Origin of the sequence: Mycobacterium colombiense CECT 3035 (assembly GCF_002105755.1) — a bacterium.
Classification (GTDB): domain Bacteria; phylum Actinomycetota; class Actinomycetes; order Mycobacteriales; family Mycobacteriaceae; genus Mycobacterium; species Mycobacterium colombiense.
Genome location: NZ_CP020821.1, coordinates 3,009,858 through 3,035,145, shown reverse-complemented (window position 1 = coordinate 3,035,145; position 25,288 = coordinate 3,009,858). Strand labels below are relative to the sequence as shown.

Here is a 25,288-nt window from a genome sequence, read left to right as displayed (position 1 = left end):
GCGAGCCTAGTAGGCCCCGTGGCTCGTGAGGACCGCTTTCACCGTCTTGGCGACAATCACCAGATCACCCGACATCGACCAGTTGTCGACGTAGGACAGGTCCAGCCGCACCGACTCTTCCCAGGACAGGTCCGAGCGGCCGCTCACTTGCCACAATCCGCTGACGCCCGGCTTCACCAGCAACCGCCGCTTCACGTCGCTTTCGTACTTGTCGACTTCCCGTTGCAGCGGCGGCCGCGGACCCACGACGCTCATGTCTCCCTTGAGGACATTGATGAACTGGGGCAGCTCGTCAATGCTGTACCTGCGCAGAATCTTGCCCACCGGGGTGATCCGGGGGTCTTCGCGCATCTTGAACAGCATGCCGCCGGTGCTCTCGTTCAGCGACAGCAGGTGTTCGATCTGCGTGTCGGCCCCGTCGGTCATGGTCCGGAACTTGAGCATCGTGAAGGGTTTTCCGTCGACGCCGATCCGCTCGGACGGGTAGAAGACGGGTCCCTTGCTGGTCAGCTTGATGGCGATGGCGGCGGCGATGAGAACCGGTGCGGTGGCGATCAGGGCGGCCAGCGAGAACACGAAGTCAAAGGCCTGCTTCTGGAAGCGATGTGCCCCTTCGTATTGCGGCTTGTCGACGTGCAGCAGGGGAAGGCCCGCGGTGAGGCGCAGGGTCAATCGCGCCTCGGTCACGTCCATGACTCCGGGCGACACGACCAGGTCGACGTTCAGGGTCTCGAGCTGCCACATCAGCTCCCTGATCCCGTGCATCCCAAAGTGATCCGTCTGGGTCAGCGCCACGGTGTCCGCGTCGCAGCTGGCGATCGCGGAAGCCGCGTGGGTCTGGTCACCGAGGATCGGGATCTCGCGGCCCGCGATGGTCAGGCAGTTGCCGCGGGCCGGCCCGTAGCCGGGGATGCAGACACCGACCACGACACAGCCGGCCAGCGGGTTGCGGGCGAGTTCGTGCGCGAGGTGGGTGACCGCCTGGCGGTCTCCGATCGCCAAAACCCGGGTCTGGTAATGGCCTTCGGCGCGCTTGCGGTTGACCTGCTTACGCCACACGCTGCGGCTTCCCAGCAGTGCCAGGGTCCCGACGGGAAGCGCGATGGCCAGGTAGCCGCGGGCCAAGTCGACCTTGGCGAGCAGCGTCACCATCGCGATGATTCCGAATGTCCAGAACGAGGCGGTGCCGATCCGGCGGTACTCCTCGATACCCTCGCCGATGACTCGCGTTGAGCGCGTTTGGAATACCGCGAGGGCAGACAGCCACAGCGCCGCGAAGAGGCAGGAGAACAGCGTCATCGTCGGGTCCGAGTAGCCCGACGTGTTCGCGATCTCGCCGAAGCGAACGTACTGCGCAAGGAACACCGAGGCGCAGACGATCACCGAGTCGCTGATGCGCAGGTTCTGCGAATAGTGGTCCTGCCACCGCCGTAAGACGTTGCCACCGGCCGAGGGCAGCCGACCGGCGACCGCCGGTGCGGCCTCGGTTTCGCCGCGATGCAACGCGGCCCCGCTGGGGGGCCAGGGCTTCAGCGGTCGCCGGCCGGGCATGACATCCACCGTGTTGCGAATCATTACCGACTGATGCATGTTGCCACCTGTTCCACTGGAACCAATCGGGGTTTCCGCGAGGGCCAGCTCGCGTCCTGCTCGGAGATGACCGTGACCGGTATGGGCCACGTGATGCCGAATTCGGGGTCGTCCCACCGGATCCCATGCTCGGCCACGCCGTGCTGCCCGCTGACCTGGTAGCTGACTTCGGTGTCGTCGACCTGCGTCTGGAAGCCGTGGGCGACATACGGCGGCAGGTACAGCGTCCGGTGGTCGTCGGCGTTCAGCTCGACCATCAGGTGGTCGCCGTAGGTCAGCGAGTCCGGGCGGACATCGACCGCGACGGCGGCGATGGCGCCGCGAGTGCACCGGACCAGCAAGGCCTCGGCGTGCGGCGGCTCCTGACGGTATAGACCGCGCACGGTGCCGCGGGTGTAGTTGAAGACGATATCGGTCTGTGTGACATCGAAATTCAGCCCGTGGTTGGCGAAGTCCCGGGCGCAGAACGCGCGTGAGGAAAACCCGCGATGGTCGCGACTGGGCTCGAGGTCGATGATCGTTACCCCGGCGACCTTGGTGGGCGTGTACTTCACTTACCGCTCCTTCCGTGACCGGGCCTGCTGAAAACCTTGTCGCTCATGCGATGGCTCACGCGTATCCGGCGGCCGGCGGGCGCGTCATCACCGTGGGGATAACGCCGTAGCGGGGTCCGAGCGTCTTACCCGACGCGGCCGCCAGGCGCGGCAGCGAGCCCATGACGCTCGGCGGTACATTCGCGCCGGCGAGGTTGATGGCGGGCAGGGCGGAAACGGCGCTGTTGGCCGCGGGGATCACGCTGGTCCAGCTGGCCGGCACGGCCAGCGGCCCCAGCGAGGCGGCGCTGCCGAGGCTGCCGAACACGCCAGAGCCGAACGATCCGACCGATCCGAGCGCGCCCGCGCCGGTGCTCGCCGCGCTCGCGGCGCCCGAAGCCGCCGCCACGGCCCCGCTGCTCGCGGCGTTCGCCAAGCCTTGTGCGGTTTGGGCCATACCGAGGATCGAGGACATCCCGTACAACGGGGTCGCCGCCGCCGAGAACGCACTGGGAATGGCGCCCGGGATGCCCGAGGCGAGGCCGGTCGCGATCGACGACGCGCCCGAGTCGGTTGCGCCGGCGCCTGCACTTCCGACGGTCCCGACGGTCCCGCCGAGGTCGTTGGCGGTGTTGGTCGCGACGGTCATCGGTGAGGAAAGCTGGTGCAGCGCGGTGGGGACGTTGGACACCACGTGTGCCAGGTTCGCCTGCTCCGATTGCGAGGTGACCTGTCCGACCACCGCGGCCTGTTGAGCCATCCCGCTTTCGTTTGTCACGTGGGGGGCGGGATTGAACTGGGTCACCGAGCACGCGGCGGCCGAGCCGGCGGCGTACTCATACATCGCCGCGGCATCCTGCGCCCACATCTCGCCGTACTCCGCTTCGGTGGCCGCGATCGCCGCCGCGTTCTGGCCGAAGAAGTTGGTCGCGACCAGCACCGCGAGCTGGGCACGGTTGGCGGCGACCGCCGGTGGGGGCACCGTCATTGCGAACGCGGCTTCGTAGACCTCGACGGCCAGCCTGGCCTGACCCGCCGATTCGGCGGCCCGCGCGGCGGCGCCGGCCGTCCATGCCATGTAGGGGGCGAAGGCGGAGGCCATCGCCAGCGACGACGGGCCCAGCCAGCGCTGCGAGGTCAAACCCGCGATCACGGTGCGGTAGCAGCTGGAGGCGGCGTGCAGCTCGGCGGCCAAACCGTCCCAGGCCACGGCGGCGGCGATCAGTGACAGCGGGCCGGGACCGGCATACATCCGCGTGGAGTTGATCTCCGGGGGAAGAGCTCCGAAATCGATCATTTCAGGCCGTAACCGTCAGGCGGGCCGAGGCGGCGGTCGCGGCGGAAAAGGTGCAGGTGCCCGGGGCTGCATCGATAAACCGCAGGTCAGCCGGGGTCTGGCGGTCTGGTGAGACCTGTGACCAGCGGTTCGCCGTGACGAACGACATGTGCTTCCCCTTAGGCGGTGCAGACGGTCGAGACGATGTTTACGGGTTTTCCAAACTGACGATCTGACAATAGCGTACAAAACATACCAATGGTTTGACAAGAACGTGTGATCTAGACCTCAGGTATTTACGCGCGCGTCAACCGGGACAGCCGTATGACTGCTAACCTCAGGAGTGGACTGGACATCTTTGAGTGACGCGCGTGGCGGGTTCGCTCCAAACCCCTGAAGAACCGAGGTGGTTGTGCCCTGCTTGAGCAAGGCGTTTGTCGACGTAGTGGCGCCTGATGGTGCCCACGGCGTCGGTCTCGGCCTGGGCTCTTGCGTCAAAACTCGCGCCGCGGGGAATCCGAGTTCTCGATCGCGATGACGACCCACTCGACTGACGGACGAGCCGACGCGACCCGGCAACAGATACTGCGGGCCGCGTCTCATCAGTTCGCCCGACGCCCGTACCACGACGTCGGCCTCGATGACATCCTCGCCGAGGCCGAACTGACCAAGGGCGCGATGTACTTCCATTTCAAGTCGAAGCACGCGTTGGCGGTCGCGATCATCGACGGCCAGACCGAGGCCGGCACCGAAGCCGTGCGAGAGCTGCTGTCGCGCGGTCTCTCGGGCCTCGAGACCCTGATCGACTTCTCCTACCTGATCGCCATCAAGGACATCAAGAGCGACGTCGTCAGGTCGGGGCTGAACCTGATGGAATCGGTCGGCCTGGCGGACGGGTTGCAGGAGAAGTTGTTCGACCGATGGATTAAAGCGCTGGCCAGGGTCGCCGAGCAGGCCAAGGCCGAGGGTGACATCAACGACGAGTGCGACCCGCAGGACGTCGGGCGCCTGATGGTCTCGCTGCACATGGGTCTGCGGAAGACCAGCAATCTGGACGAACCGGAACGATTCCTGCGCGACCTGGAGAAGTGCTGGTCGCTGCTCCTGACCGGCGTCCTGCAGCCGGATCGCACCGAATACTTCCGTCAATTCCTCAGGCGGCGTGCGGCGCTCGCCATCAACACCAGTTCCGCGGATGTCGACTAACGGCGGCGCCACCGGGGGGTTACACGGGGGGATCGTCGTGGTGGCGGCGGCTGATACGGCGGGCCGCCTTGCGAGCAAGGTGAAACCAGATGGGCTATCGGCGCATCCGATGAAACTCCGGAGGTGCGTGCACAATGGCGCGCCAAGTTCGCTCTGAAGCCACCCGCCGAAAAATACTCGATTCCGCGATCGAAGTATTCGGTGACGTCGGGTATGCCGCCGCCGGATGGAGCACCATCATCGAGCGCACGGGAATGACCAAGGGCGCGCTCTATCACCACTTCGATTCGAAAGAATCATTGGCGTCGAACATCATCGAGGAAGGCTCGGACGCACTTCTCAGCGCTTTCCGCAATGTGTGTGGGGCGTCGTCGCCGGGGCTGGAGAACCTGCTGCACGGCACCTTCACGATCGTCGAAGTAGTGAACTCGGACAGAATGGCCCGCGCGGCCGCGCAATTGGCCACGGCGTTAAGCGGATTCAACGGGGCGGCGTCGCGCTTCTTCGCGAACCTGATGTTGGAGACGGCGCAAGAGGCGCGCCGCGCAATCAAGGAGGGCGACCTCCGCAGCGAAATCGACCCCGACGTGCTCAGCGCGTCGATCATCGGCAGCCCGGTTGGTGGCCAATGCCATCTCCAGCCACGGCAGAATCGGCGACATCGTCGGCGACCCCACCGCGCGCCTGCATCAGATATGGAATCTGCTGCTGCCCGGTGTCGTCTCGGAAGCGTCGCTGCCCTACTTCGAGCAATTCCTGCGCCGCGAAGGAATGCGCCACGCGGCGGCCAGGGCGGCCCGCGACGAGGCGGCCGCGGAGTCGGAACCCGATTAGATTCCGGTGATGGCCATTGCCGGGGCGCCGCAGGATCTCGAAGCGGTGGTGCGAGAAACCTTTTCGCGGTCGCCACGACGGCGATTCCGTTATTGGGGTTGCAGCGCTTTCAACAATGCATACTGTTCCGGTGATGTACCGGAAATCTCTCCGCCGAGTATTTGCGTTCGCCGGTGTCGTCGGATTCTTGGTGATGAGTGCTCCGGCATCGTGGGGCGCGCCGGCCGACCCCGTTCCATCGACGGACTCAACGACGACCCTGTCGCTGGTTGACGTCGGGTCCGCCGCCACCCTGGAGTTCTGGGGGCTGACGAGCAACCAGCAGCTGACGGTTCCTGTGCTGCATGGGCTGACGCCGGCCGCCCTGAATGCGACGGTCGAACTGCCGATCAATCTGCGCTCGGGGTTGATCACCGTGACGCAGGGCGAGCGCACCCTGGCAAGGCTGAACCTGCCCAGCACCGATCAGTCAACGATCGCCATCCCGTTGACCGGGGCCGAAGTCACCGACAACTCGCTGACGGTGACCGTGCATGCGTACCTGGTTCCGGTGGACGGATACTGCTTGTACCAGGAAAGCCCCCTGCGCCTGACCAATGGAACGGTCTCCTACTCCGGGGTCGAACTGCCGCCCACCACGGTGGCCCATTTCCTGCCGCCGGTGCTGCGGAAGCTGAGCATCTATCTGCCGCAATCGCCGTCGACCGCCGAGTCCGACACGGCAATTCAGCTCGCCACGTCCACCGCCGCGCACTATGGCAAGCAGGCGCCCGACATCACGGTGATCCCGTTGCCGGAAGGGCAGAACTCACCGCCGGGGCCGCCGCAACCGCTGGAGCGGCAGGTCGTCGTGAAAGAGGGCCCGGACAACGGGCTTTCGCTGCAAGGTTCTTCCGGCGTGCCGTGGCTGTTGATCTCGGGCCCGCTGAACCGCACCGACGAGTCGGACACGGCCATCTTGTTCAGCGACATGTCGGATCTGGCGCTGTCGTCGAAGGCGTCGATGGAGTCGCCGAAGCCCAAGGTGCAATTCCCCGGCAACGCCGCCTCGCTGCGCGAGCTGGGGCAGCCCTTCGCCAACTCGACCTCACTGCAACCCCGGGTGTCGGTAGGCGTGGACCAGGCCAGGTTCGGCAGGTCCATTCATTCGGTGCGGGTGCATCTTCAAGGGTCCTACACGCCGACGTCGAACAACATCGTCGGCCAGATCGCGGTGATGATCGGGCCGGAGACCATCGACCACTGGCCGACTGACGGCCATGGCACCGTCGACCGGTGGGTCGACGTGCCGGACCGGCTGCTGCAGCGCTACACCAATCTCGAGTTGGTACTCGATGTCGCAAGCAACGTCGGGCACTGTGGCGACTTCTACACGGCCGGGCCCGGAAACCAGCTCCTCACGCTGAACATCAACGGTGACAGCACGGTTGAGAGCAGCCCCGCCGCGCCGCCGGTGCCGGACGGCTTCCAATCGGTGCCGCAAACCCTGATGCCCCGCGTCCAGGTGGGCATCGCCGAGCACTCGTTCATCGACACCGTGCGCGCGCTCGACATCATGATCGGCTTGCAGCGGATCAGCTCGACCCCGATCGACACCACCGTCACCACCGTCAAGCAGGCGATCGATTCCTCGAACCCGGCGCTTTTGATTTCCGCCGACGGGTGGAACCAATCCGACGTGGTGCTCCCGGTGGCCGCGGGACCCAGCGGCCCGATCACCGTCAACGCCGTCGGGCCCGGTGACAAGCCGGCCAAGCTCACGCTGGACCCCGTGCTGCGCTTCGCCTCTCTCCAAACGGTTTTCAACAAGGGCCGGTCGCTGTTGGTAGCGACGTCCAACGGAGCTCCCGGACAGCTCGACGAACTGATCAGGTGGCTCAAGAGCGACAACAACAAGCATTGGCAGCGACTCAGAGGTGTTGCGGTGGTATCGGTGCCCGGGCAAGACCCGGTGACGGTCGACCATCCGCCGCTGGCCGCCGGTGCGTCCGCCGCCGGCTCCGGAGGTCATTCCGATCTCGACTGGCTGTGGTGGTTCGGCGCCGGCTGGGTGGCGGTGGCCATCGTCGGTGCCGGGGTGATCCTGTGGCGCGTCAGGCGCGAATCATGGCGGCGCCAATAGGGTTCGACGCTTGATGGCTCCAGTGCGGAATGCGTTGACGCGTCCGGCCGTCAAGGACACCGCGGCCCGGCTGCTGTGTGCCGCAGGTCTTCCGGCGCTGGCGCGGCGACGGCACCGCGACGTGCTGGCGATCGTCATGTTCCATGGCGTGGAGGACCACCCGCTGTCGCCGCCATGCCGGCATGTCCACGGCGCGCAGCTGTACCGCCGCCAATTGGAATACGTGCGTGCGCATTTCACCGTGCTTCCGCTCGAGGAGGCCCTGACGTGCCTCGCCGCCGGAACGTTGCCGCCGCGCGCGCTGGCGATCACGTTCGACGACGGCACCCGCAACCTCATGACACGCGCGCTGCCGGTGCTGCGCGAGCTGAACCTGCCCGCGGCGGTGTTCCTCGCGACGGGCCCGATCGGCACCGGTGCAACCTTATGGCCCGACCGGCTGTGGCTGGCGATCGCGCGCACCAGTGCCGTCGAAGTCGACTTGGCCGCTGTGGGATTGGGGACACGTTCGCTCGACGGCAGCTCCGAACGCGGCGCTGTCTACGTGGCGGCCGTCGAGCGGTTGAAGAACCTTGGCGACGCGGAGCGCATCGCGGCGCTGGACCAGGTCCTGGGCGCACTCGGATACCGCGACGACGGCGACCCCGGCCCGTTCCGGATGCTCAGCTGGGACGAAGCGCGGGAGATGGCCGCCGATCCTCTGGTGACGCTGTATCCGCACACCGTCACCCACCCCATCCTCTCGCGGTGCGGCGACGACAAGGTCGAGCGGGAGATCGCCGATTCCTGCGCGCAGCTGGAGCGTGAGACCGGCTCGGCGCCAACAATTTTCGCCTACCCGAACGGCCGGCCGCAGGATTTCGACGCCCGAGCCGTGGACGCGTTGCGCCGCCGTGGGGTGCGCTGGGCGTTGTCCACCGCGCCGGGATTCGCCGATCGCCGCTGTGACCCGCTGGCACTGCCGCGGTTGGCGGTCGGCAGCGGTTCCTCGTTCGACTACTTCCGGCTCATGGTCTCCGGCGGCCTGCCGCGCCGGCGCGCGGCGGCGGCCTGCCGCGCCGCTGAGGGTGGTTGGGGGCGGCTAGCGCGTTTCTTCCCAGAGCTGCTCGGTGAGGTCTTGGAAGGCGGCCAGGGCGAACTGATCGTCCGCCCGCCGCACCGCGGACTTGCTCATCAGCGCGCGTACGACGGAGCCGTCCTTGTGCGCCAGCTCGACGACCTCGTTCGCGAGCGCATGCACGGTCGCCAACAGTGAATCCGACGCCGGAGCCTCGTGGAAGATCTGTTCGAACCGCAGCGACAGCGTCTCCTCCGGCTCGTAGCCCATCATGTCGGCAAATGCGGTGTTGGCGAACAAGATACTGCCGTCATCGCTGATGGCCAGCACCGGAACCGGGATCCGCTCCAGCACAACCAGCGCGGGCAGCTCCTTCAAGGTCGTCATCGGCGATTGGCTCTGTTGCCTGTTCTGGCGTCGTTCCACACCAAAGATTATGGTCTATGCCAGAAGTTATGTTGCGTTCTTTTGTTCAAAAGCGGCAGCGAAGTATTCGCCGTGTCGACGAACTCGCTTATTTGTCAATCGAATTGTCCGGGTCGCCGGCCGCCGCCGAGAGGCGTTGAGCGTTCCGCTCACTCGACCTGGTAGCGGGGGAACACGCCGGTGGGGGCGGGCAGCGCCGTGCCGGGCGCCAGGCGCGTGCCGACGGCGGCGAACGCCCGCTGGTCTGACGGCTGGCCGAGCAGATCCAGCAGCTTTCCGGCCGATTCGGGCATGACGGGCTGCACCAGCAGCGCCGCGATGCGCACCGCCTCGCAGGTGACGTACAAGACGGTGCGGAACCGTTCATGATCGGCCTGCGACTCGCTCTTGCGCAAGACCCACGGCTGTTGCGCCGAGAAGTACTTGTTGGCCTCGCCGAGCATCAGCCAGATCGCTTCCAGGGCCAGATGCATCGCCTGCGCGTCGAAACTGGCCCGCACGCGTTCCAGCAGACCGCCGGCCGTGGCCAGCAACTCGGTGTCGGCGGCGGCCAGGTCGCCGGGCTCGGGGACGACCCCGTCGAGATTCTTGGCAATCATCGACAACGACCGCTGCGCCAGGTTGCCCAGCTCGTTGGCCAGATCGGAGTTGATCCGGGTCACGATGGCGTCCTCGCTGAAGCTGCCGTCCTGGCCGAACGGAACCTCGCGCAGCAGGAAATAGCGCACCTGGTCGACTCCGAACGTGTCGATCAGGTTGATCGGGTCGACCACGTTGCCCACCGACTTGCTCATCTTCTCGCCGCGGTTGAGCAGGAATCCATGCGCGAAAACCCTTCGCGGCAGCTCGATTCCGGCCGACATCAAAAACGCGGGCCAGTACACCGTGTGGAACCGGATGATGTCCTTGCCGATCATGTGCAGATCGGCCGGCCAATAGCGGCGGAACCGCTCGGATTCGGTGTCGGGGTAGCCGACCCCGGTCAGGTAATTGGTCAGCGCGTCCACCCAGACGTACATCACGTGGTCGGGATGCTCGGGCACCTGCACGCCCCAGTCGAACGAGGTGCGCGAGATCGACAGGTCGCGCAGCCCGCCCGAGACGAAGCTGACCACCTCGTTGCGCCGCACGTCGGGCGCGATGAAGTCCGGGTTCGCCTCGTAGTGGGCCAGCAGCTTGTCTGTGTAGGCCGAGAGCCGGAAGAAGTAGGTCTGTTCCTCGGTCCAGGTCACCGGGGCGCCGGTCTCCACGGCCAGCCGGGTCCCGTCCTCGCGGAGTGTGGTCTCCGATTCGACGAAGAACCGTTCGTCGCGCACCGAGTACCAGCCCGAGTAGGTGTCCAGGTAGATGTCGCCGGCCGCCGACATCCGGCGCCAGATCTCCTTGGACGCCTCGTGGTGGTCGGGATCGGTGGTGCGGATGAACCGGTCGAAGGAGATGTTCAACCGCTCCTGCAGCCGCTGGAACACATCGGAGTTTCGCCGGGCCAGCTCGGGCGTCGGGATGCCCTCGGCCGCCGCGGTTTCGACCATCTTGAGGCCGTGCTCGTCGGTGCCGGTCAGAAACCGCACATCGAATCCGTCGAGCCGCTTGAAGCGGGCGATCGCGTCGGTCGCGATGTACTCGTAGGCGTGGCCGATGTGCGGATCGCCATTGGGGTAGGTGATCGCGGTGGTGACGTAATAGGGCCTCATCGCCCCCAACCTTATTTGGGGGCGACCTATTGTGTGCGCGTGAGTTCCAAACGCCGGCCGCCGCCGGCCCCCGAGCCCTTGAGCCCGCTCGTCGACGCGCACACCCACCTCGATGCGTGTGGTGACGGCCCGGATATGGGAGCCGACGGCGTGCGGGCCATCGTGGACCGCGCCGCGGCGGTCGGGGTGGGCGCGGTCGTCACGGTCGCCGACGACCTGGACTCGGCGCGCTGGGTCACCCGGGCCGCCGGATGGGACCCGCGGGTCTACGCCGCGGTGGCGCTGCACCCGACCCGCGCCGTCGCGCTCGACGACGCCGCCCGCGCCGAGATCGAGCGGCTGGTGTCGGAACCCAGGGTGGTGGCCGTCGGCGAGACCGGCCTGGACCTGTATTGGCCCGGCCGCCTGGACGGCTGCGCCGAGCCGGCCGTGCAGAAGGAGGCCTTCGCCTGGCACATCGACCTGGCGAAGCGGTGCGGCAAACCCCTGATGATCCATAACCGCGACGCCGACGACGAAGTGCTCGACGTGCTGGCCGCCGAGGGCGCCCCGGACGCCGTGATCTTCCACTGCTTTTCCTCGGATGCCGCCATGGCCCGCCGCTGCGTGGACGCCGGATGGCTGCTGAGCCTGTCCGGCACCGCCAGCTTCCGCAACGCGCGCGCCCTGCGCGAAGCCATCCCGCTGATACCGCCGGAGCAGCTGCTGGTGGAGACCGACGCACCATTCTTGACGCCCCATCCGTATAGGGGGACGGCGAATGAGCCGTATTGCCTTCCTTATACTGTTCGGGCGATCGCCGAACTGGTGGATCGTCGCCCCGAAGAGCTGGCCGAGATAACAACGGGCAACGCTCGACGGGTGTACGGATTGGTCACAGTGTGACGTAAACGACCAGGCGATTCGTTGAATTTCGCCGCGTCGGAGTTGCCCAACAGTGACCGGTTCGTTACCGTCTTGTGATCGAACGGTTGGGCCATTTAGGCCCTTAATTTGTGACTTGCTGCTGAATGAGTGGGTTGTTGAGGGTTGGGTAGCGCGCGTTGAGTGTATTGACAAAACTTCATCAGAACCCTTCGCCAATGTTGCGTCTCGTCGTCGGAGGGCTGCTGGTAGTCCTGGCATTCGCGGGCGGATATGCGGTCTCGGTGTGTAAGACGGTGACGTTGACCGTCGACGGGGTCGCCATGCAGGTGACCACCATGAAGTCGCGGGTCATCGATGTCGTCGAGGAGAACGGGTTCGCCATCGACGAACGCGACGACCTCTATCCCGCCGGTGATGTCAAGGTGCACGACGCCGGCAAGATCGTGTTGCGGCGCAGCCGCCCGCTGCAGATCTCGCTGGACGGCCACGACGCCAGGCAGGTGTGGACCACCGCATCCACCGTCGACGAGGCGCTGGCCCAGCTGGCCATGACCGACACCGCCCCGGCCGCCGCCAACCGCGGCAGCCGCGTTCCGCTGGCCGGGATGGCGCTGCCCGTCGTCAGCGCCAAGACCGTCCGCATCAACGACGGCGGCGCGGTCCGCAACGTGCACCTCGCGGCGCCGAACGTCGCCGGCCTGCTCAGCGCCGCCGGAGCGCCGCTGCTCGACAGCGACCAGGTGGTGCCCGCCGCGACGGCGCCGATCGTCGACGGGATGGAAGTCCAGGTGACCCGCAACCGGATCAAGCAGGTGACCGAGCGGGTCCCGCTGCCCCCCACCGCCCGTCGCATCGAGGATCCGGGCATGAACATGAGCCGCCAGGTCGTCGAGGATCCGGGCAGCCCCGGCACGCAGGACGTCACCTTCTCGGTGGCCACCGTCAACGGCGTCGAGACCGGCCGGCTGCCGATCGCCAACACCGTCATCACGCCCGCCCGCGATTCGGTGGTCCGCATCGGCACCAAGCCCGGCACCGAAGTGCCCCCGGTCAGCGACGGCTCGATCTGGGACGCGATCGCGGGCTGCGAGGCCGGCGGAAACTGGGCGATCAACACCGGTAACGGGTATTACGGCGGTGTGCAGTTCGACCAGGGCACGTGGGAGCGCAACGGCGGGTTGCGGTTCGCCTCGCGCGCCGACCTCGCCACCCGCGAGGAGCAGATCACCGTTGCCGAGGTGACCCGGGAGCGCCAGGGTTGGGGTGCGTGGCCAGTGTGCAGCGGAAGAGCTGGTGCGCGCTGACCATCCGGCTACTCGGGCGTACCGAGATCAGGCGGCTGGCCAAAGAACTTGAATTTCGGCCACGGAAATCCCTCGGCCAAAACTTCGTCCACGATGCCAATACGGTGCGCCGGATTGTCACCACCTCCGGCGTGAGCCGGTCCGACCACGTCCTTGAGGTCGGGCCCGGGCTGGGTTCGCTCACCCTGGCATTGCTCGACCGCGGCTCGCCCGTCACCGCCGTGGAAATCGACCCGGTGCTGGCCGAACGGCTGCCCCACACCGTCGCCGAGCACTCCACCAGCGAAGGCCAGCGCCTGACCGTGCTCAACCGCGACGTGTTGACGCTGCGCCGCGACGAGCTGGCCGTGCAGCCCACCGCGGTGGTCGCCAACCTGCCGTACAACGTCGCCGTGCCGGCGCTGCTGCACCTGCTCGCCGAATTCCCGTCCATTCAGACCGTGACCGTGATGGTGCAGGCCGAGGTCGCCGAGCGGCTCGCCGCCGAGCCGGGCGGCAAGGAGTACGGCGTGCCCAGCGTCAAGGTGCGCTTCTTCGGCCGGGTCCGTCGTTGCGGCATGGTGTCGCCGACCGTGTTCTGGCCGATTCCGCGGGTCTACTCCGGGCTGGTGCGCATCGACCGCTACGCGACCTCGCCGTGGCCCGCCGACGAGGCGTTCCGTCGCGCGGTGTTCGCATTGATCGACATCGCGTTCGGGCAGCGGCGCAAGACCTGCCGCAACGCGTTCGTGGACTGGGCCGGCTCGGGCAACGAGTCGGCGGATCGATTGCTGGCCGCCAGCATCGATCCCGCTCGCCGCGGCGAGACGCTCTCGATCGACGACTTCGTGCGGTTGTTGCAGCGATCCGCAGACCGGCCCCATGGCGCCTCCCAGACGACGCCGCGAAGCACGGAACAGGGCGCGTCGGCGGGCTGACGGCGGGCCGCCGGGGCGCAGATGCGTGTGGTTGGCTCTCAGCAGCGATAGTCTGCAGCCGTGTCAGCGTCTGACGGCAACACCGCCGCGCAGTGGGTTCCCACCGGGTCGGTGACCGTTCGGGTCCCGGAAAAGTCAACCTGTACCTCGCGGTCGGCGACCGGCGCGAGGACGGTTATCACGAGCTGAACACGATCTTTCAGGCCGTTTCGCTGCTCGACGAGGTGACGGTCCGCAATGCCGACGTGCTCTCGCTGGAGATGGTCGGCGAGGGCGCCGAGAAGCTGCCCACCGACGAACGCAACCTCGCCTGGCAGGCCGCCGAGCTGATGGCAGAACACGTCGGCCGAGCGCCGGATGTGTCGATCATCATCGACAAATCGATCCCGGTGGCCGGCGGAATGGCCGGGGGGAGCGCCGACGCGGCCGCCGTGCTGGTCGCGATGAACTCGCTGTGGGAACTCAACGTGCCGCGTCGCGACCTGCGCGCGCTGGCCGCCCGGTTGGGCAGCGACGTCCCGTTCGCGCTGCACGGCGGGACGGCGTTGGGCACCGGCCGCGGCGAGGAGTTGGCGACGGTGTTGTCCCGCAACACCTTCCACTGGGTGCTGGCGTTCGCCGACAGCGAGCTGCTGACGCCTGCCGTCTTCGCCGAGCTGGACCGGCTGCGCGAGGCGGGCGACCCGCCCCGGCTGCCCGCTCCCGGGCCGGTGCTGGCCGCCCTGGCCGCCGGCGACGCCGAGCAGCTGGCACCGCTGTTGGGCAACGAGATGCAGGCGGCCGCGGTGAGCCTGCACCCCGCGCTGCGGCGGACCTTGCGCGCCGGCGTGGAGGCCGGCGCGCTGGCGGGGATCGTGTCCGGGTCGGGCCCGACGTGCGCTTTCCTGTGCTCGTCGGCGGCCGCCGCGGTCGACGTCGGCACCGAGGTGTCGGGGGCCGGCGTCTGCCGCACGGTGCGGGTCGCGAGCGGGCCGGTGGCGGGCGCGCGGGTGGTCCCCTCACCGACCGAGGTGTGAAAAAAACCCCAATTCGCGCATTGGTTTGGCGCCACCCTAAGAGGAGTTTAAGATGATGCGCGGTGACGGGAAGCGTTGAGCAAGATCACTTAATTCCATCGTCCGCCGGGTGTCCCGGCGGACGATTAATGAATCGGGCCCGGCAAGACTTCTCCGGTCCGATTCGCGCTTATCGGGTGATCGAACGCCGCGGCACCGCGGCGGGTGCGCACGCATCATCGTTCCGAGACCTAACCGCCGCCCAACTGTGTTTGCGTGCTTGCGGCGAAGAGTCACCCAGCGGGCGGAACATGAGATTCCGGGCATTGGGACCAGGGCTGGATCCGAGGAGGATTTTGTGAGCAGGTTTACCGAGAAGATGTACCGCAATGCCCGGTCCGTGACGACGGGCATGGTCACCGGTGAACCCCACGAACCGGTCCGCCACACCTGGGGCGAGGTCCACGAGCGCGCGCGCCGTATCGCGGGCGGCCTGGCCGCCGCCGGCATCGGGCCCGACGACGCGGTCGGCGTGCTCGCCGGCTACCCGGTGGAGATCGCCCCGACCGCGCAGGGCCTGTGGATGCGCGGCGCCAGCCTGACCATGCTGCACCAGCCCACGCCGCGCACCGACCTGGCCGTGTGGGCCGAGGACACCATGAACGTCATCGGCATGATCGAGGCGAAGGCCGTCGTCGTCTCCGAGCCGTTCCTGGTGGCCATCCCGGTGCTCGAGGAGAAGGGCATCAAAGTCGTCACCGTCGCCGACCTGCTCGCGGCGGAGCCCATCGAACCCGTCGAGGTCGGTGAGGATGCGCTCGCGTTGATGCAATTGACGTCCGGATCCACCGGGTCCCCGAAGGCGGTGCAGATCACCCACCGCAACATCTATTCCAACGCCGAGGCGATGTTCATCGGCGCCCAGTACGACGTCACCAAGGACGTCATGGTCAGCTGGCTGCCCTGCTTCCACGACATGGGCATGGTCGGCTTCCTCACCATCCCGATGTACTTCGGTGCCGAGCTGGTCAAGGTCACGCCGATGGACTTCCTGCGCGACACGCTGCTGTGGGCCAAGCTGATCGACAAGTACAAGGGCACCATGACCGCGGCGCCCAACTTCGCCTATGCGCTGCTGGCCAAGCGGCTGCGCCGCAACGCCAAGCCCGGCGACTTCGACCTGTCGACCCTGCGCTTCGCGCTGTCCGGCGCCGAGCCCGTCGAGCCCGCCGACGTCGAGGACCTGCTCGACGCCGGCAAGCCGTTCGGCCTGAAGTCGTCTGCGATCCTGCCGGCCTACGGCATGGCCGAGACCACGCTGGCGGTGTCGTTCTCGGAGTGCAACGCCGGCCTGGTGGTCGACGAGGTGGACGCCGACCTGCTGGCCGCCCTGCGCCGCGCGGTGCCGGCCACCAAGGGCAACACCCGCCGGCTGGCCACCCTCGGCCCGCTGCTGCGTGACCTCGAGGCGCGCATCATCGACGAGAACGGCGACGTGATGCCCGCCCGCGGCGTCGGCGTGATCGAGCTGCGCGGCGAGTCGCTGACGCCCGGCTACCTCACCATGGGCGGCTTCATCTCGGCCCAGGACGAGAACGGCTGGTATGACACCGGCGACCTCGGCTACCTGACCGAAGAGGGTCACGTGGTGGTCTGCGGCCGCGTCAAGGACGTCATCATCATGGCGGGCCGCAACATCTATCCGACCGACATCGAGCGCGCCGCCTGCCGCGTCGAGGGGGTGCGGCCCGGCTGCGCCGTGGCGGTGCGGCTGGACGCCGGGCATTCCCGCGAGACGTTCGCGGTGGCCGTGGAGTCCAACGCCTTCCAGGACCAGGCCGAGGTGCGCCGCATCGAGCACCAGGTCGCCCGAGAGGTGGTGGCCGAGGTCGACGTGCGGCCGCGCAACGTGGTGGTGCTCGGCCCGGGGACCATCCCGAAGACGCCGTCGGGCAAGCTGCGCCGGTCGACCTCCGTCAGCCTGGTCACCTAGTCCGCGTCGGCTGGCTACCAGGCGTGGACGCGGTTCTGCGCGGGCTCTAGCCCCAGTTCGATCAGCAGCTCGGTCGCGTCCGCGGCCTGCTCGCAGATGGTGGGGACCTCGGGGCGCTCCGCGGCGCTGAACGCCTCCAGCACGAACGCCGCCGGATCCTTGCGTCCCGGGGGACGGCCTATCCCGATCCGGACCCGCTGAAAGTCCTTGCTGCCCAATGCGTTAGCAACCGACCGCAGGCCGTTGTGGCCGCCTTCGCCGCCACCGATCTTGAGCCGGATGCGCCCGAAATCCAGGTCGAGGTCGTCGTGGATCACGATGATGTCGCCCGGTGTCACCGAGTAGAACTTCGCCAACGGGCCGACCTGGCGGCCGGATTCGTTCATGTAGCAGCGCGGCTTGGCGACGACCACCGAGTGCCCGGCGAGCCGGCCGCTGACGATCTCGGCGCCGGATCGCTTGTGCGCCTTGAACTTCGAACCCATTCGCTGCGCGAGCAGGTCGGCGACCATGAATCCGACGTTGTGTCGGGTCCGGGCGTAGTTGTCCCCCGGATTGCCCAGGCCGACGACCAGCAAGGGCTCGGCCACGTCGCGATCCGCCTACTCGGACTCGGCCTCGGCGGCCTCTTCTTCGCCGGCCTCGGCCTCCGCTTCGCCCTCGGCCGCCGGGCCTCCTCGGTGACCTCGCCCGCGCCCTCTTCGGCCAGTTCCTCGGCCGTCGGCGCGGTGAGCACGTTGACCACCAGGGTCTCCGGGTCGGAGATCAGCGTGACGCCCTTGGGCAGGGCGATCTGTCCGGCTGAGAACTGGGTGCCGGGCTCGGCGCCCTCAATCGACACCGTCAGCTGCTCGGGAATCGACAGCGCGTCGGCCTCGATCTCGATGGTGCTGGTGTCCTGGGTCACCAGGGTGCCGGGCACGGCCTCGCCCTCGATGACGACGCGGACCTCGACGACGACCTTCTCACCGCGGCGCACGACCAACAGGTCGGCGTGCTGGATGGTGCGGCGGATCGGGTGGATGTCGAGCGACTTGGTCAGGGCCAGCTGCTCCTTGCCCTCGATGTCGAGGGTCAGCACCGCGTTGGTGCCCGCGTGCCGGAGCACCGCGGCGAAGTCGTGCCCGGGGAGTTCCAGGTGCTGCGGGTCGCTGCCGTGGCCGTAGAGGACGGCCGGGATCTTGCCGTCGCGGCGGGCGCGCCGGGACGCACCCTTGCCGGTCTCGGCGCGGACCGCGACCTTCAACTGGTTGAGTGCTTGCTTGGCCATCGTGTCGCTCCTGTGTGCTCGCTCGTTGTTCGGGGCACGGCCAGGGTCGCGACGATTCGTCGGTCTCCGTCGATAACGGTGCTGGCCAGCCAGTCACCCTCGCCGTGACGCCCGGTCAGGTTAGCGCATCTGCACCTCAGAGGGGAAATTCGCGGTCGCCGCGGGGCGCCGGCGGCACTTCTGCCACTCGGCCAGGGGGATGTTGCAACTGCCCGCCTTTGAGCGACCAAACTGCGGCGGCTACCTGAGCGCCTGCGTGGGCCACCCCGGTTGTCGCTCAGAGGCGGGCAAAACGCCTATTGGTTCGGCGAGGTATTCGGCGAGGTAGTGATGCGGTGTTCGGGACCGGCGTGACCTCAGAGCGGGAACGTCGTCTTCGTGAGCCGCTCGGACAGCGACCACAGCGCCGCCGCGGTGGCGCTGTCCCGGGCGCGCCGGCTGCGCCCGACGGGTTGGGTGCGGCCCATCTGGCCGAACCGGGGCCCGACGAAGGTGTCCCCGGGCAAATCCTGGGACGCCGCGTACAGCGTTTGCCGGGCGCCGAAATCGGCGTCGGTGGCGACCACCCGGGTGACCGCCGACATCAGCGCGTCGCCCAGCTTGCGCCCGGAGGCGCCCTGCAGGTTGGTGTGCGAGTAGCCGGGGTGCACCGCCAGCGCGCGCAGCGGGGAACCGGCCGCGACCAGGCGGCGCTGCAGCTCGCTGGTGAACAGCAGGTTGGCCAACTTCGACTGGCTGTAGGCCAGCCATGGCGAATACCGCCGGTGCTGCCAATTGAGGTCGTCGAGGTTGATGCTCCCGGGCCAGTGCGCCATCGACGAGACCGTCACCACCCGATCGGTCAGCTTGGGCAGCAACAGGTTCGTCAGCGCGAAGTGCCCGAGGTGGTTGGTGCCGATCTGGGTCTCGAAGCCGTCGACGGTGAGCGCGAACGGGGCCGCCATGATGCCGGCGTTGTTGATCAGCACGTCGGCCTCGCTCACCCCGTCGGCGAACCGGCGCACCGACGACAGGTCCTGCAGGTCGAGCTCTCGCACCTCGACCTGGCCGGCCATCTGGCGGGCTGCGGTCTCGCCCTTGCGGATGTTGCGGACGGCCATGATGATCGTGGCCCCTCGTCGCGCCAGCTCGCGGGCGGTCACGGCACCCAACCCACTGTTGGCACCGGTGATGATGACGGTGCGTCCGGCGAACGACGGTAAATCTGCGGCGGTCCAGCCAGTCATGGCTGACCACACTAATGGGGACGTCACTTTGCCGCGACGACGAATCCGTGAATGATCGTGTCGATGTCGCCGGACTGCGCCGCCGCCTGGTTGGCGAAGCCGGTGATGGTCAGCTGCACGAGGTAACGCTGGTGCGCGGGCCCCGATCCGGTCGCGATGACGATGCGGTTCCAGCTGTGCAGCCGCATGCCGCCGTCGAGGTCGTAGCTGCCCTGAATCATCGACGAGGGAAATCCGTTGTAGGGCGCGCCCGAGGCGTCCAGCTGCTTGAAGTTCGGAAACAGTTGCGCGTCGTCGTTGCCGTGCTTGATCACCTGGGCCGGGTCGAAGTCACCGTTCAGCTTGAACACCACCAGCCGCGCCGTCGGGAACTTGCCGCCTTGGGAGATGATCAGCGTCTGCGGGCTGATGTTCGGGCTGGTGAACGGAGACCAGCCCGGCGGAGTCGGGATCGACACCGCCAGGTCGGGCAACGATCCCGGTGCCACCGGCTCTCCGGTCACCCCGATGCTCTGCAGATACTGCGACAGCGGCACCGGCTTCTCCGCCGCCTTGGTCGTCGTGGTCGTCGGGGTGTTCGACAGGATCGATTGGTAGTCAGGCGGTTTCGGCGCGCAGCCGGCCGCGGACAAGGCCACCGCAACCATCGCGGCAGCGGCCACACCGCGGCCGGGCCGACTCACAGAATCTCGCGGACCGCGTCGATCGGGCGGGCCAGCCGAGTGCCCTTCGGCGTGACGACGAAGGGCCGTTCGATGAGGATGGGGTGTTCGACCATGGCGTCCAGCAACTGGTCGTCACTGGCATCCGCGAGGCTGAGCTCCTCGTACAGCGACTCACGCTTGCGGGCGGCGGTGCGCACGTCGATACCCGCGTCGCGGATCATCTTCACCAGCTCGTCGCGGGTCGGCGGGGTCTTCAGGTACTCGACCACCCTGGGTTCAAAGCCGTTGTCGCGCAACAGGTCCAGCGTCTTGCGGGAGGTGCTGCAGCGTGGGTTGTGGAAGATAACGGCGTCGTCTGGCTTGCCAGCCATCTAGGCGTCCCCGTCGAAAAGCCCGGTGACCGAACCGTTTTCGAAGACGGCGCGGATGGTGCTGGCCAGCAGCGGCGCGATGGACAGCACCGTCAGCTGCGGGAAACGCTTCTCCTCGCCGATCGGAAGGGTGTTCGTCACGATCACCTCGCGGGCGCCGCAGGCGGCCAGCCGCTCGGCCGCCGGGTCGGAGAGCACCCCGTGGGTGGCGGCGATGATCACGTCACCGGCGCCCTCGTCGCGCAGCAGCTTCACCGCGCCGGCGATGGTGCCGCCGGTGTCGATCATGTCGTCGATCAGCACGCAGGTGCGTCCGGACACCTCACCGACGACTCGGTTGGACACCACCTGGTTGGGCACCCGTGGGTCGCGGGTCTTGTGAATGAAGGCCAGCGGGACGCCGCCCAGCGAGTCGGCCCATTTCTCGGCGATGCGCACCCGGCCGGAGTCGGGCGAGACGACCACCATGTTGCCGTCGGGGTAGTTGTCGCGGATGTAGCCGGTCAGCAGGTTCTGCCCGCGCATGTGGTCGACGGGCCCGTCGAAGAAGCCCTGGATCTGGTCGGTGTGCAGGTCGACGGTGACGATCCGGTCGGCGCCCGCGGTCTTGAGCAGGTCGGCGACCAGCCGAGCCGAGATCGGCTCGCGGCCACGGTGCTTCTTGTCCTGGCGGGCGTACGGGTAGAACGGCATGACCGCGGTGATCCGCTTGGCGCTGCCCCGCTTGAGGGCGTCGATCATGATCAGCTGTTCCATCAGCCAGTTGTTCACCGGGTCCGGGGCCGACTGCAGGACGAAGGCGTCGCAGCCGCGCACCGACTCGTGGAACCGCACGAAGATCTCGCCGTTGGCGAACTCCCGCGCCGTCTGTGCGGTGACGTGGACGTCGAGCTCCTTGGCCACCTGCTCGGCCAGCTCCGGATGCGCACGGCCGGAGAAGAGCATCAAATTTTTGCGGTTATCGGTCCAGTCGTGGCTCAACGCACTGCCCTCGCCAAATCGGGGTGGGGGATGGAAGGCCCCATCGTACGAAGCGAATCGTACGGAAATGTGGCCGGGTTGCCAGCTAGCAAATTCACGGTGTCTATTCGGCTTGTGGCGTGGAGCCCGCCGCGGGGCCCTGAACAGCGGCTTTCTCGGCGGCCTCGGCCGCCTGCGCGGCCGCGCTGCCCGGGCGCTTGCGGCGCACCCAGCCCTCGATGTTGCGCTGCGGACCCGCGGATACCGCCAGCGTTCCGGGCGGGACGTCGTTGCGCACCACCGTGCCCGCGCCGGTGTAGGCACCGTCGCCGACCGTCACGGGTGCCACGAACATGGTGTCCGAGCCGGTGCGCACGTGCGAACCGATGGTGGTCCGCCGCTTGGATTCGCCGTCGTAATTGACGAACACGCTGGACGCGCCGATGTTGCTGTGTTCGCCGATGTCGGCGTCCCCAACGTAGGTCAGGTGCGGCACCTTGGAGCCGGTGCCGATGGTGGCGTTCTTGGTCTCGACGAACGCGCCGAGCTTGCCGTCGTCGCCCAGCACGGTGCCCGGCCGCAGGTAGGTGAACGGCCCGACGGTCGCGCCCGCACCGATCGACGACGCGGTGCCGTGGGTGCGCACCACCGAGGCGCCGTCGCCGACGCTGACGTCGGTCAGGGTGGTGTCCGGTCCGACGTCGCAGTGGCTACCGACCTGGGTGCGGCCCAGCAACTGCGTCCCCGGCTGGATGACGGTGTCGCGACCGATGCTGACGTCGACGTCGATCCAGGTGGTGGCCGGGTCGACGATGGTGACGCCGGCCATCTGGTGGGCCGCGATGATGCGGCGGTTGAGTTCGGCACCCAGCTGCGCGAGTTGGACGCGGTTGTTGACGCCGGCGACCAGCGCGCTGTCGTCGACGTGGCGGGCGTGGATGGCCAGGCCGTCACCGCGCAGGATGGCGATGACGTCGGTGAGGTAGAGCTCGTGCTGAGCGTTGTTGGAGCTCAACCGGTTCAGCGCCGAGCGCAGTGCCGCGGTGTCGAAGGCGTAGACGCCGGCGTTGACCTCACGGATCTCGCGTTGCGAGGGTGTGGCGTCGGCGTGCTCCACGATCGCCATGACCTCGTTGTCCTGGGTGCGCAGGATGCGGCCGTAGCCGCTAGGGTCGCTCACCGTGGTGGTCAGTACGGTCACCGCCGCCGGGGCGGCGGTGTGGGCGGCGATCAGGTCGGCCAGGGTGTCGGCGTCCAGCAGCGGAGTGTCGCCCGAGGTGACGACGACGACCCCGGCGTAGTCGTCGGGCAGCGCGGACAGGCCGCACAGCACCGCGTCGCCGGTGCCGCGGGGCCGGTCCTGCAGCGCGACGTCGATGGGACGGCCCAGCGCGTCGGCCCAGTCGGCCACCAGCGGGGCGATCCGCTCGTGGTCATGTCCGAGGACGACGGCCAGGTACTGGGGAGCCACCTTGGTGATCGCGTGCAGGAGGTGGGACAGCATGCTGCGCCCACCGATGGTGTGCAGGACTTTCGGGGTGTCCGACCGCATCCGGGTGCCGGGCCCGGCCGCCAGCACCAGGACCGCGGTGTCACCAGGAGACGACATCAACCCTCCTCTTGGGTTCGTCGGGCGCGGGCTGCGCGCTTCAAGCGCCGACACGCCGTCAAGCGTGTCACTTCAGCTGCGGTGAAGGCAAAAAACGATGGGATATCGCAACAAGCAATTGAAGCTCCGTCGCCAGGACTCGAACCTGAACTATCTGAACCAAAATCAGAGGTGCTGCCGATTACACCACGACGGATCGCTAACCCATGGCGAGCGGCGGATCGACACCGACCGCGCCACCAAGACTTTAGTCCGACGACGATGCGGGCCGCTTGTCGGCCGCTGAACCGCCGACCGCCCGATACGCTGAATGACGTGGCCGTGCTGGATCGTGACTCGGACAAGGCGGATAAGGAGGTGCGGGCGCCGCGCGCGCGGATGACCGGCACCGAGCGCCGCCAGCAACTGGTCGGCATCGCGCGCACGCTGTTCGCCGAACGCGGGTACGAAGGTACCTCGATCGAGGAGATCGCGCTGCGCGCCAACGTATCCAAACCGGTTGTCTACGAGCATTTCGGCGGCAAGGAGGGCCTGTACGCGGTGGTCGTCGACCGCGAGATGTCGGCGCTGCTGGACGGCATCACCTCGTCACTGACCAACAACCGGTCCCGGGTGCGCGTCGAACGGGTCGCCCTGGCGCTGCTCACCTACGTCGAAGAGCGCACCGACGGGTTCCGGATCATGATCCGCGACTCGCCGGCCGCGATCAGCTCGGGCACCTACTCCAGCCTGCTCAACGACGCCGTCAACCAGGTCAGTTCCATCCTGGCCGGCGACTTCTCCCGGCGCGGCCTGGATCCGGGGCTGGCGCCGCTGTATGCGCAGGCGCTCGTCGGCTCGGTGTCGATGACGGCGCAGTGGTGGCTCGACACCCGCGAGCCCAAGAAAGAAGTGGTGGCCGCGCACCTGGTCAACCTGATGTGGAACGGGCTGACCCACCTGGAAGCCGACCCTCGGCTGCAGGACGAGTAGCTAGCCGCAGTCGCGGGCCAGCAGGTCGGTGACGGTCTCCCGGCGGACCAGTTCGCGGGCCCGGCCGTCCTTGACGGCCACCAGCGCGGGGCGCCCGACCATGTTGTAGTTCGACGCCATGCTGTGGTGGTAGGCGCCGGTGCAGGCCACCGCCAGCAGGTCGCCCGGGTGCAGATCCGACGGCAGCTCGATGTCGCGGGCGATCTCGTCGCCCGCCTCGCAATGCCGGCCCACGACGGTGACCCGCTGCTTGAGGCCCAGCGAGTGCCGATTGGCGAGCGCGGCCGTGTATCGCGCGCCGTAGAGCGACACCCGCGGGTTGTCGCTCATCCCGCCGTCGACCGCGACGAAGGTGCGCCCGCCCGGCTGGGTCTTGATCGAGCACACTCGGTACAGCGTCACCCCGGCCCGGCCGCAGATGGCCCGGCCCGGTTCCACCACGATCTGCGGGCGGGGGAAATGCTCGGCGGCGCAGGCCTCGTCGAGGGCGTTCTCGATGACGTCGGCCAGCTGCTCGAGGTTCAGCTCGCGATCGCCGGGGACGTAGGGGATGGCGTGCCCGCCGCCGATGTTCAGCTCGGTGAGAATGACGCCGTGCCGCGCGCGGATGTCGGCCATCGCGGCGATCATCCGGCGGATCGCCTCGCCGTACAGGGCGGGGTCGGCGACCTGCGAGCCGATATGGCAGTGCAGACCGACGAGGTCGAGGATGGGGTGCGACAGCACCCGCTGGGCCGCGACGTCGGCCCGGTCGCCGTGCAGCGTGAACCCGAACTTCTGGTCGCTGACACCGGTGGTCACGGCGCGGTGTCCGTGGATGTCGATGTCGGGGGTCACCCGGATGAGCACGGGCTGGCGCCGTTGCGCCAGCCCGGCGAGGTAGGCGATCTCCATGCCGGAATCCAGCACGATGCGGCCCACGCCGACGCGTACCGCTTCGCGCAGCTCCTCGGGCGACTTCGCGTTGCCGTGCATGACGATGCGCGCCGGGTCGACCCCACCGGCGAGGGCCACGGCCAGCTCGCCGCCGGAGCAGACGTCGATGCCGAGGCCCTCGTCGCGCGCCCAGCGGGCCACCCCGGTGCTCAACAGCGACTTTCCGGCGTAGACCACGTCGACACCGCGCAGCGCCTTGCGGTAGCGGCGGGCGCGATGCCGGAAGTCGGCTTCGTCGATGACGTAGGCCGGGGTGTGAAATTCGTCGGCGATGTCGGCCAGTGGCACACCGCCGACGCACAGCCTGCCCTGCTCGTCGGGGTGGGCGGTGATCGGCCAGATGGCGGGATCGAAACGCGGCGAAGCCGCCTGACCCAGCGACGGCAGGATGTCCAGCAATGTCATGAATCCAACCTGCGCCCGCGGGTATTCGGGTGGTGGCTTTCTTACGATCCCTTGACGGCG

20 protein-coding genes, 1 tRNA gene and 4 pseudogenes are annotated in these 25,288 nt (G+C 67.9%); 10 read left to right on the top strand and 15 right to left on the bottom strand.

The window, feature by feature from the left end; all coding sequences use genetic code 11:
- Window positions 1-6: 6 nt before the first annotated feature.
- Genes B9D87_RS13855 through B9D87_RS27040 form a run of 4 tightly spaced genes read right to left on the bottom strand, consistent with a single transcriptional unit; the run spans window position 7 to window position 3,568 of the window.
- Window positions 7-1,551, bottom strand: coding sequence for a sugar transferase (locus tag B9D87_RS13855; protein ID WP_415623598.1), 1,545 nt, complete (start codon window positions 1,549-1,551; stop codon window positions 7-9).
- A gap of 23 nt (window positions 1,552-1,574) precedes the next feature.
- Window positions 1,575-2,144, bottom strand: a complete 570-nt coding sequence (locus tag B9D87_RS13850; RefSeq protein ID WP_007776818.1) for a dTDP-4-dehydrorhamnose 3,5-epimerase family protein — start codon at window positions 2,142-2,144, stop codon at window positions 1,575-1,577.
- A gap of 55 nt (window positions 2,145-2,199) precedes the next feature.
- On the bottom strand, window positions 2,200-3,420 hold the full coding sequence (locus tag B9D87_RS13845) for a PPE family protein (protein ID WP_007776815.1): 1,221 nt from the start codon (window positions 3,418-3,420) through the stop codon (window positions 2,200-2,202).
- Window position 3,421: 1 nt separating this feature from the next.
- A complete protein-coding gene (locus tag B9D87_RS27040; protein ID WP_157373241.1) occupies window positions 3,422-3,568 on the bottom strand; it encodes a hypothetical protein in 147 nt (48 codons plus the stop codon).
- Window positions 3,569-3,933: 365 nt separating this feature from the next.
- Here B9D87_RS27040 and B9D87_RS13840 point away from each other — a divergent pair, with 365 nt between their 5' ends.
- From B9D87_RS13840 to B9D87_RS27825, 4 genes and pseudogenes are all read left to right on the top strand, one after another.
- Window positions 3,934-4,605, top strand: a complete 672-nt coding sequence (locus tag B9D87_RS13840) for a TetR family transcriptional regulator (protein ID WP_040632060.1) — start codon at window positions 3,934-3,936, stop codon at window positions 4,603-4,605.
- A gap of 134 nt (window positions 4,606-4,739) precedes the next feature.
- Window positions 4,740-5,439: pseudogene (locus B9D87_RS13835) on the top strand (TetR family transcriptional regulator).
- A 115-nt stretch (window positions 5,440-5,554) separates the two neighbouring features.
- On the top strand, window positions 5,555-7,561 hold the full coding sequence (locus B9D87_RS13830; RefSeq protein ID WP_040631957.1) for a hypothetical protein: 2,007 nt from the start codon (window positions 5,555-5,557) through the stop codon (window positions 7,559-7,561).
- 22 nt (window positions 7,562-7,583) lie between these two features.
- Window positions 7,584-8,597, top strand: a pseudogene (locus B9D87_RS27825) (polysaccharide deacetylase family protein); the annotation flags it as partial.
- A 45-nt stretch (window positions 8,598-8,642) separates the two neighbouring features.
- Here B9D87_RS27825 and B9D87_RS13820 read toward each other — a convergent pair.
- Window positions 8,643-9,005 carry a PAS domain-containing protein gene (locus tag B9D87_RS13820; protein ID WP_007776803.1) on the bottom strand — a complete coding sequence of 121 codons (363 nt, stop codon included), beginning with the start codon at window positions 9,003-9,005 and terminating at the stop codon, window positions 8,643-8,645.
- Window positions 9,006-9,193: 188 nt separating this feature from the next.
- Entirely contained in the window at window positions 9,194-10,738 is a 1,545-nt protein-coding gene (gene metG / locus B9D87_RS13815; protein WP_007776801.1) for a methionine--tRNA ligase, read from the bottom strand.
- A 33-nt stretch (window positions 10,739-10,771) separates the two neighbouring features.
- On the opposite strand from metG, the gene B9D87_RS13810 reads away from it, so the two are divergent.
- The 5 genes and pseudogenes from B9D87_RS13810 to B9D87_RS13785 all read left to right on the top strand — a co-directional run bounded on the left by B9D87_RS13810 (window position 10,772) and on the right by B9D87_RS13785 (window position 16,814).
- Window positions 10,772-11,623, top strand: coding sequence for a TatD family hydrolase (locus B9D87_RS13810; RefSeq protein ID WP_040631955.1), 852 nt, complete (start codon window positions 10,772-10,774; stop codon window positions 11,621-11,623).
- Window positions 11,624-11,781: 158 nt separating this feature from the next.
- Window positions 11,782-12,909, top strand: a complete 1,128-nt coding sequence (locus B9D87_RS13805; protein WP_007776796.1) for a resuscitation-promoting factor — start codon at window positions 11,782-11,784, stop codon at window positions 12,907-12,909.
- Window positions 12,873-13,826, top strand: coding sequence for a 16S rRNA (adenine(1518)-N(6)/adenine(1519)-N(6))-dimethyltransferase RsmA (gene rsmA, locus B9D87_RS13800; protein ID WP_040631954.1), 954 nt, complete (start codon window positions 12,873-12,875; stop codon window positions 13,824-13,826). The genes B9D87_RS13805 and rsmA overlap by 37 nt, the downstream gene beginning before the upstream one ends.
- Window positions 13,827-13,886: 60 nt before the next feature.
- Window positions 13,887-14,842 (top strand): annotated as a pseudogene (locus tag B9D87_RS13795) (4-(cytidine 5'-diphospho)-2-C-methyl-D-erythritol kinase).
- Window positions 14,843-15,179: 337 nt separating this feature from the next.
- The gene (locus B9D87_RS13785) at window positions 15,180-16,814 is read left to right on the top strand and encodes a fatty acyl-AMP ligase (RefSeq protein WP_007776790.1); all 1,635 of its coding nucleotides are present in this window, start codon (window positions 15,180-15,182) and stop codon (window positions 16,812-16,814) included.
- Between the two features lie 14 nt (window positions 16,815-16,828).
- On the opposite strand, the gene pth is transcribed toward B9D87_RS13785, so the two are convergent.
- The 8 genes and pseudogenes from pth to B9D87_RS13745 form a co-directional block, all read right to left on the bottom strand.
- Window positions 16,829-17,404, bottom strand: a complete 576-nt coding sequence (gene pth / locus B9D87_RS13780) for an aminoacyl-tRNA hydrolase (protein ID WP_007776787.1) — start codon at window positions 17,402-17,404, stop codon at window positions 16,829-16,831.
- 12 nt (window positions 17,405-17,416) lie between these two features.
- Window positions 17,417-18,084 (bottom strand): annotated as a pseudogene (locus tag B9D87_RS13775) (50S ribosomal protein L25/general stress protein Ctc).
- 356 nt (window positions 18,085-18,440) lie between these two features.
- Complete coding sequence (locus B9D87_RS13770) at window positions 18,441-19,310, bottom strand: oxidoreductase (RefSeq protein ID WP_007776784.1); 870 nt, start codon at window positions 19,308-19,310, stop codon at window positions 18,441-18,443.
- A gap of 23 nt (window positions 19,311-19,333) precedes the next feature.
- On the bottom strand, window positions 19,334-19,957 hold the full coding sequence (locus B9D87_RS13765; RefSeq protein ID WP_052002595.1) for an LpqN/LpqT family lipoprotein: 624 nt from the start codon (window positions 19,955-19,957) through the stop codon (window positions 19,334-19,336).
- Window positions 19,958-19,989: 32 nt separating this feature from the next.
- Window positions 19,990-20,346, bottom strand: coding sequence for an arsenate reductase (glutaredoxin) (arsC, locus tag B9D87_RS13760; protein ID WP_007776780.1), 357 nt, complete (start codon window positions 20,344-20,346; stop codon window positions 19,990-19,992).
- Window positions 20,347-21,327: a ribose-phosphate diphosphokinase gene (locus tag B9D87_RS13755; RefSeq protein ID WP_007776779.1), complete on the bottom strand. Its 981-nt coding sequence runs from the start codon at window positions 21,325-21,327 to the stop codon at window positions 20,347-20,349.
- Between the two features lie 103 nt (window positions 21,328-21,430).
- Window positions 21,431-22,915, bottom strand: a complete 1,485-nt coding sequence (gene glmU, locus B9D87_RS13750) for a bifunctional UDP-N-acetylglucosamine diphosphorylase/glucosamine-1-phosphate N-acetyltransferase GlmU (protein ID WP_007776776.1) — start codon at window positions 22,913-22,915, stop codon at window positions 21,431-21,433.
- Window positions 22,916-23,039: 124 nt separating this feature from the next.
- A tRNA-Gln gene (locus B9D87_RS13745) sits at window positions 23,040-23,111 on the bottom strand.
- Window positions 23,112-23,293: 182 nt separating this feature from the next.
- On the opposite strand from B9D87_RS13745, the gene B9D87_RS13740 reads away from it, so the two are divergent.
- The gene (locus B9D87_RS13740; protein ID WP_007776775.1) at window positions 23,294-23,887 is read left to right on the top strand and encodes a TetR/AcrR family transcriptional regulator; all 594 of its coding nucleotides are present in this window, start codon (window positions 23,294-23,296) and stop codon (window positions 23,885-23,887) included.
- Here the strand turns inward: B9D87_RS13740 and lysA are convergent, their stop codons facing one another.
- Window positions 23,888-25,228 carry a diaminopimelate decarboxylase gene (gene lysA / locus B9D87_RS13735; protein WP_007776772.1) on the bottom strand — a complete coding sequence of 447 codons (1,341 nt, stop codon included), beginning with the start codon at window positions 25,226-25,228 and terminating at the stop codon, window positions 23,888-23,890.
- Window positions 25,229-25,288 lie beyond the last annotated feature (60 nt).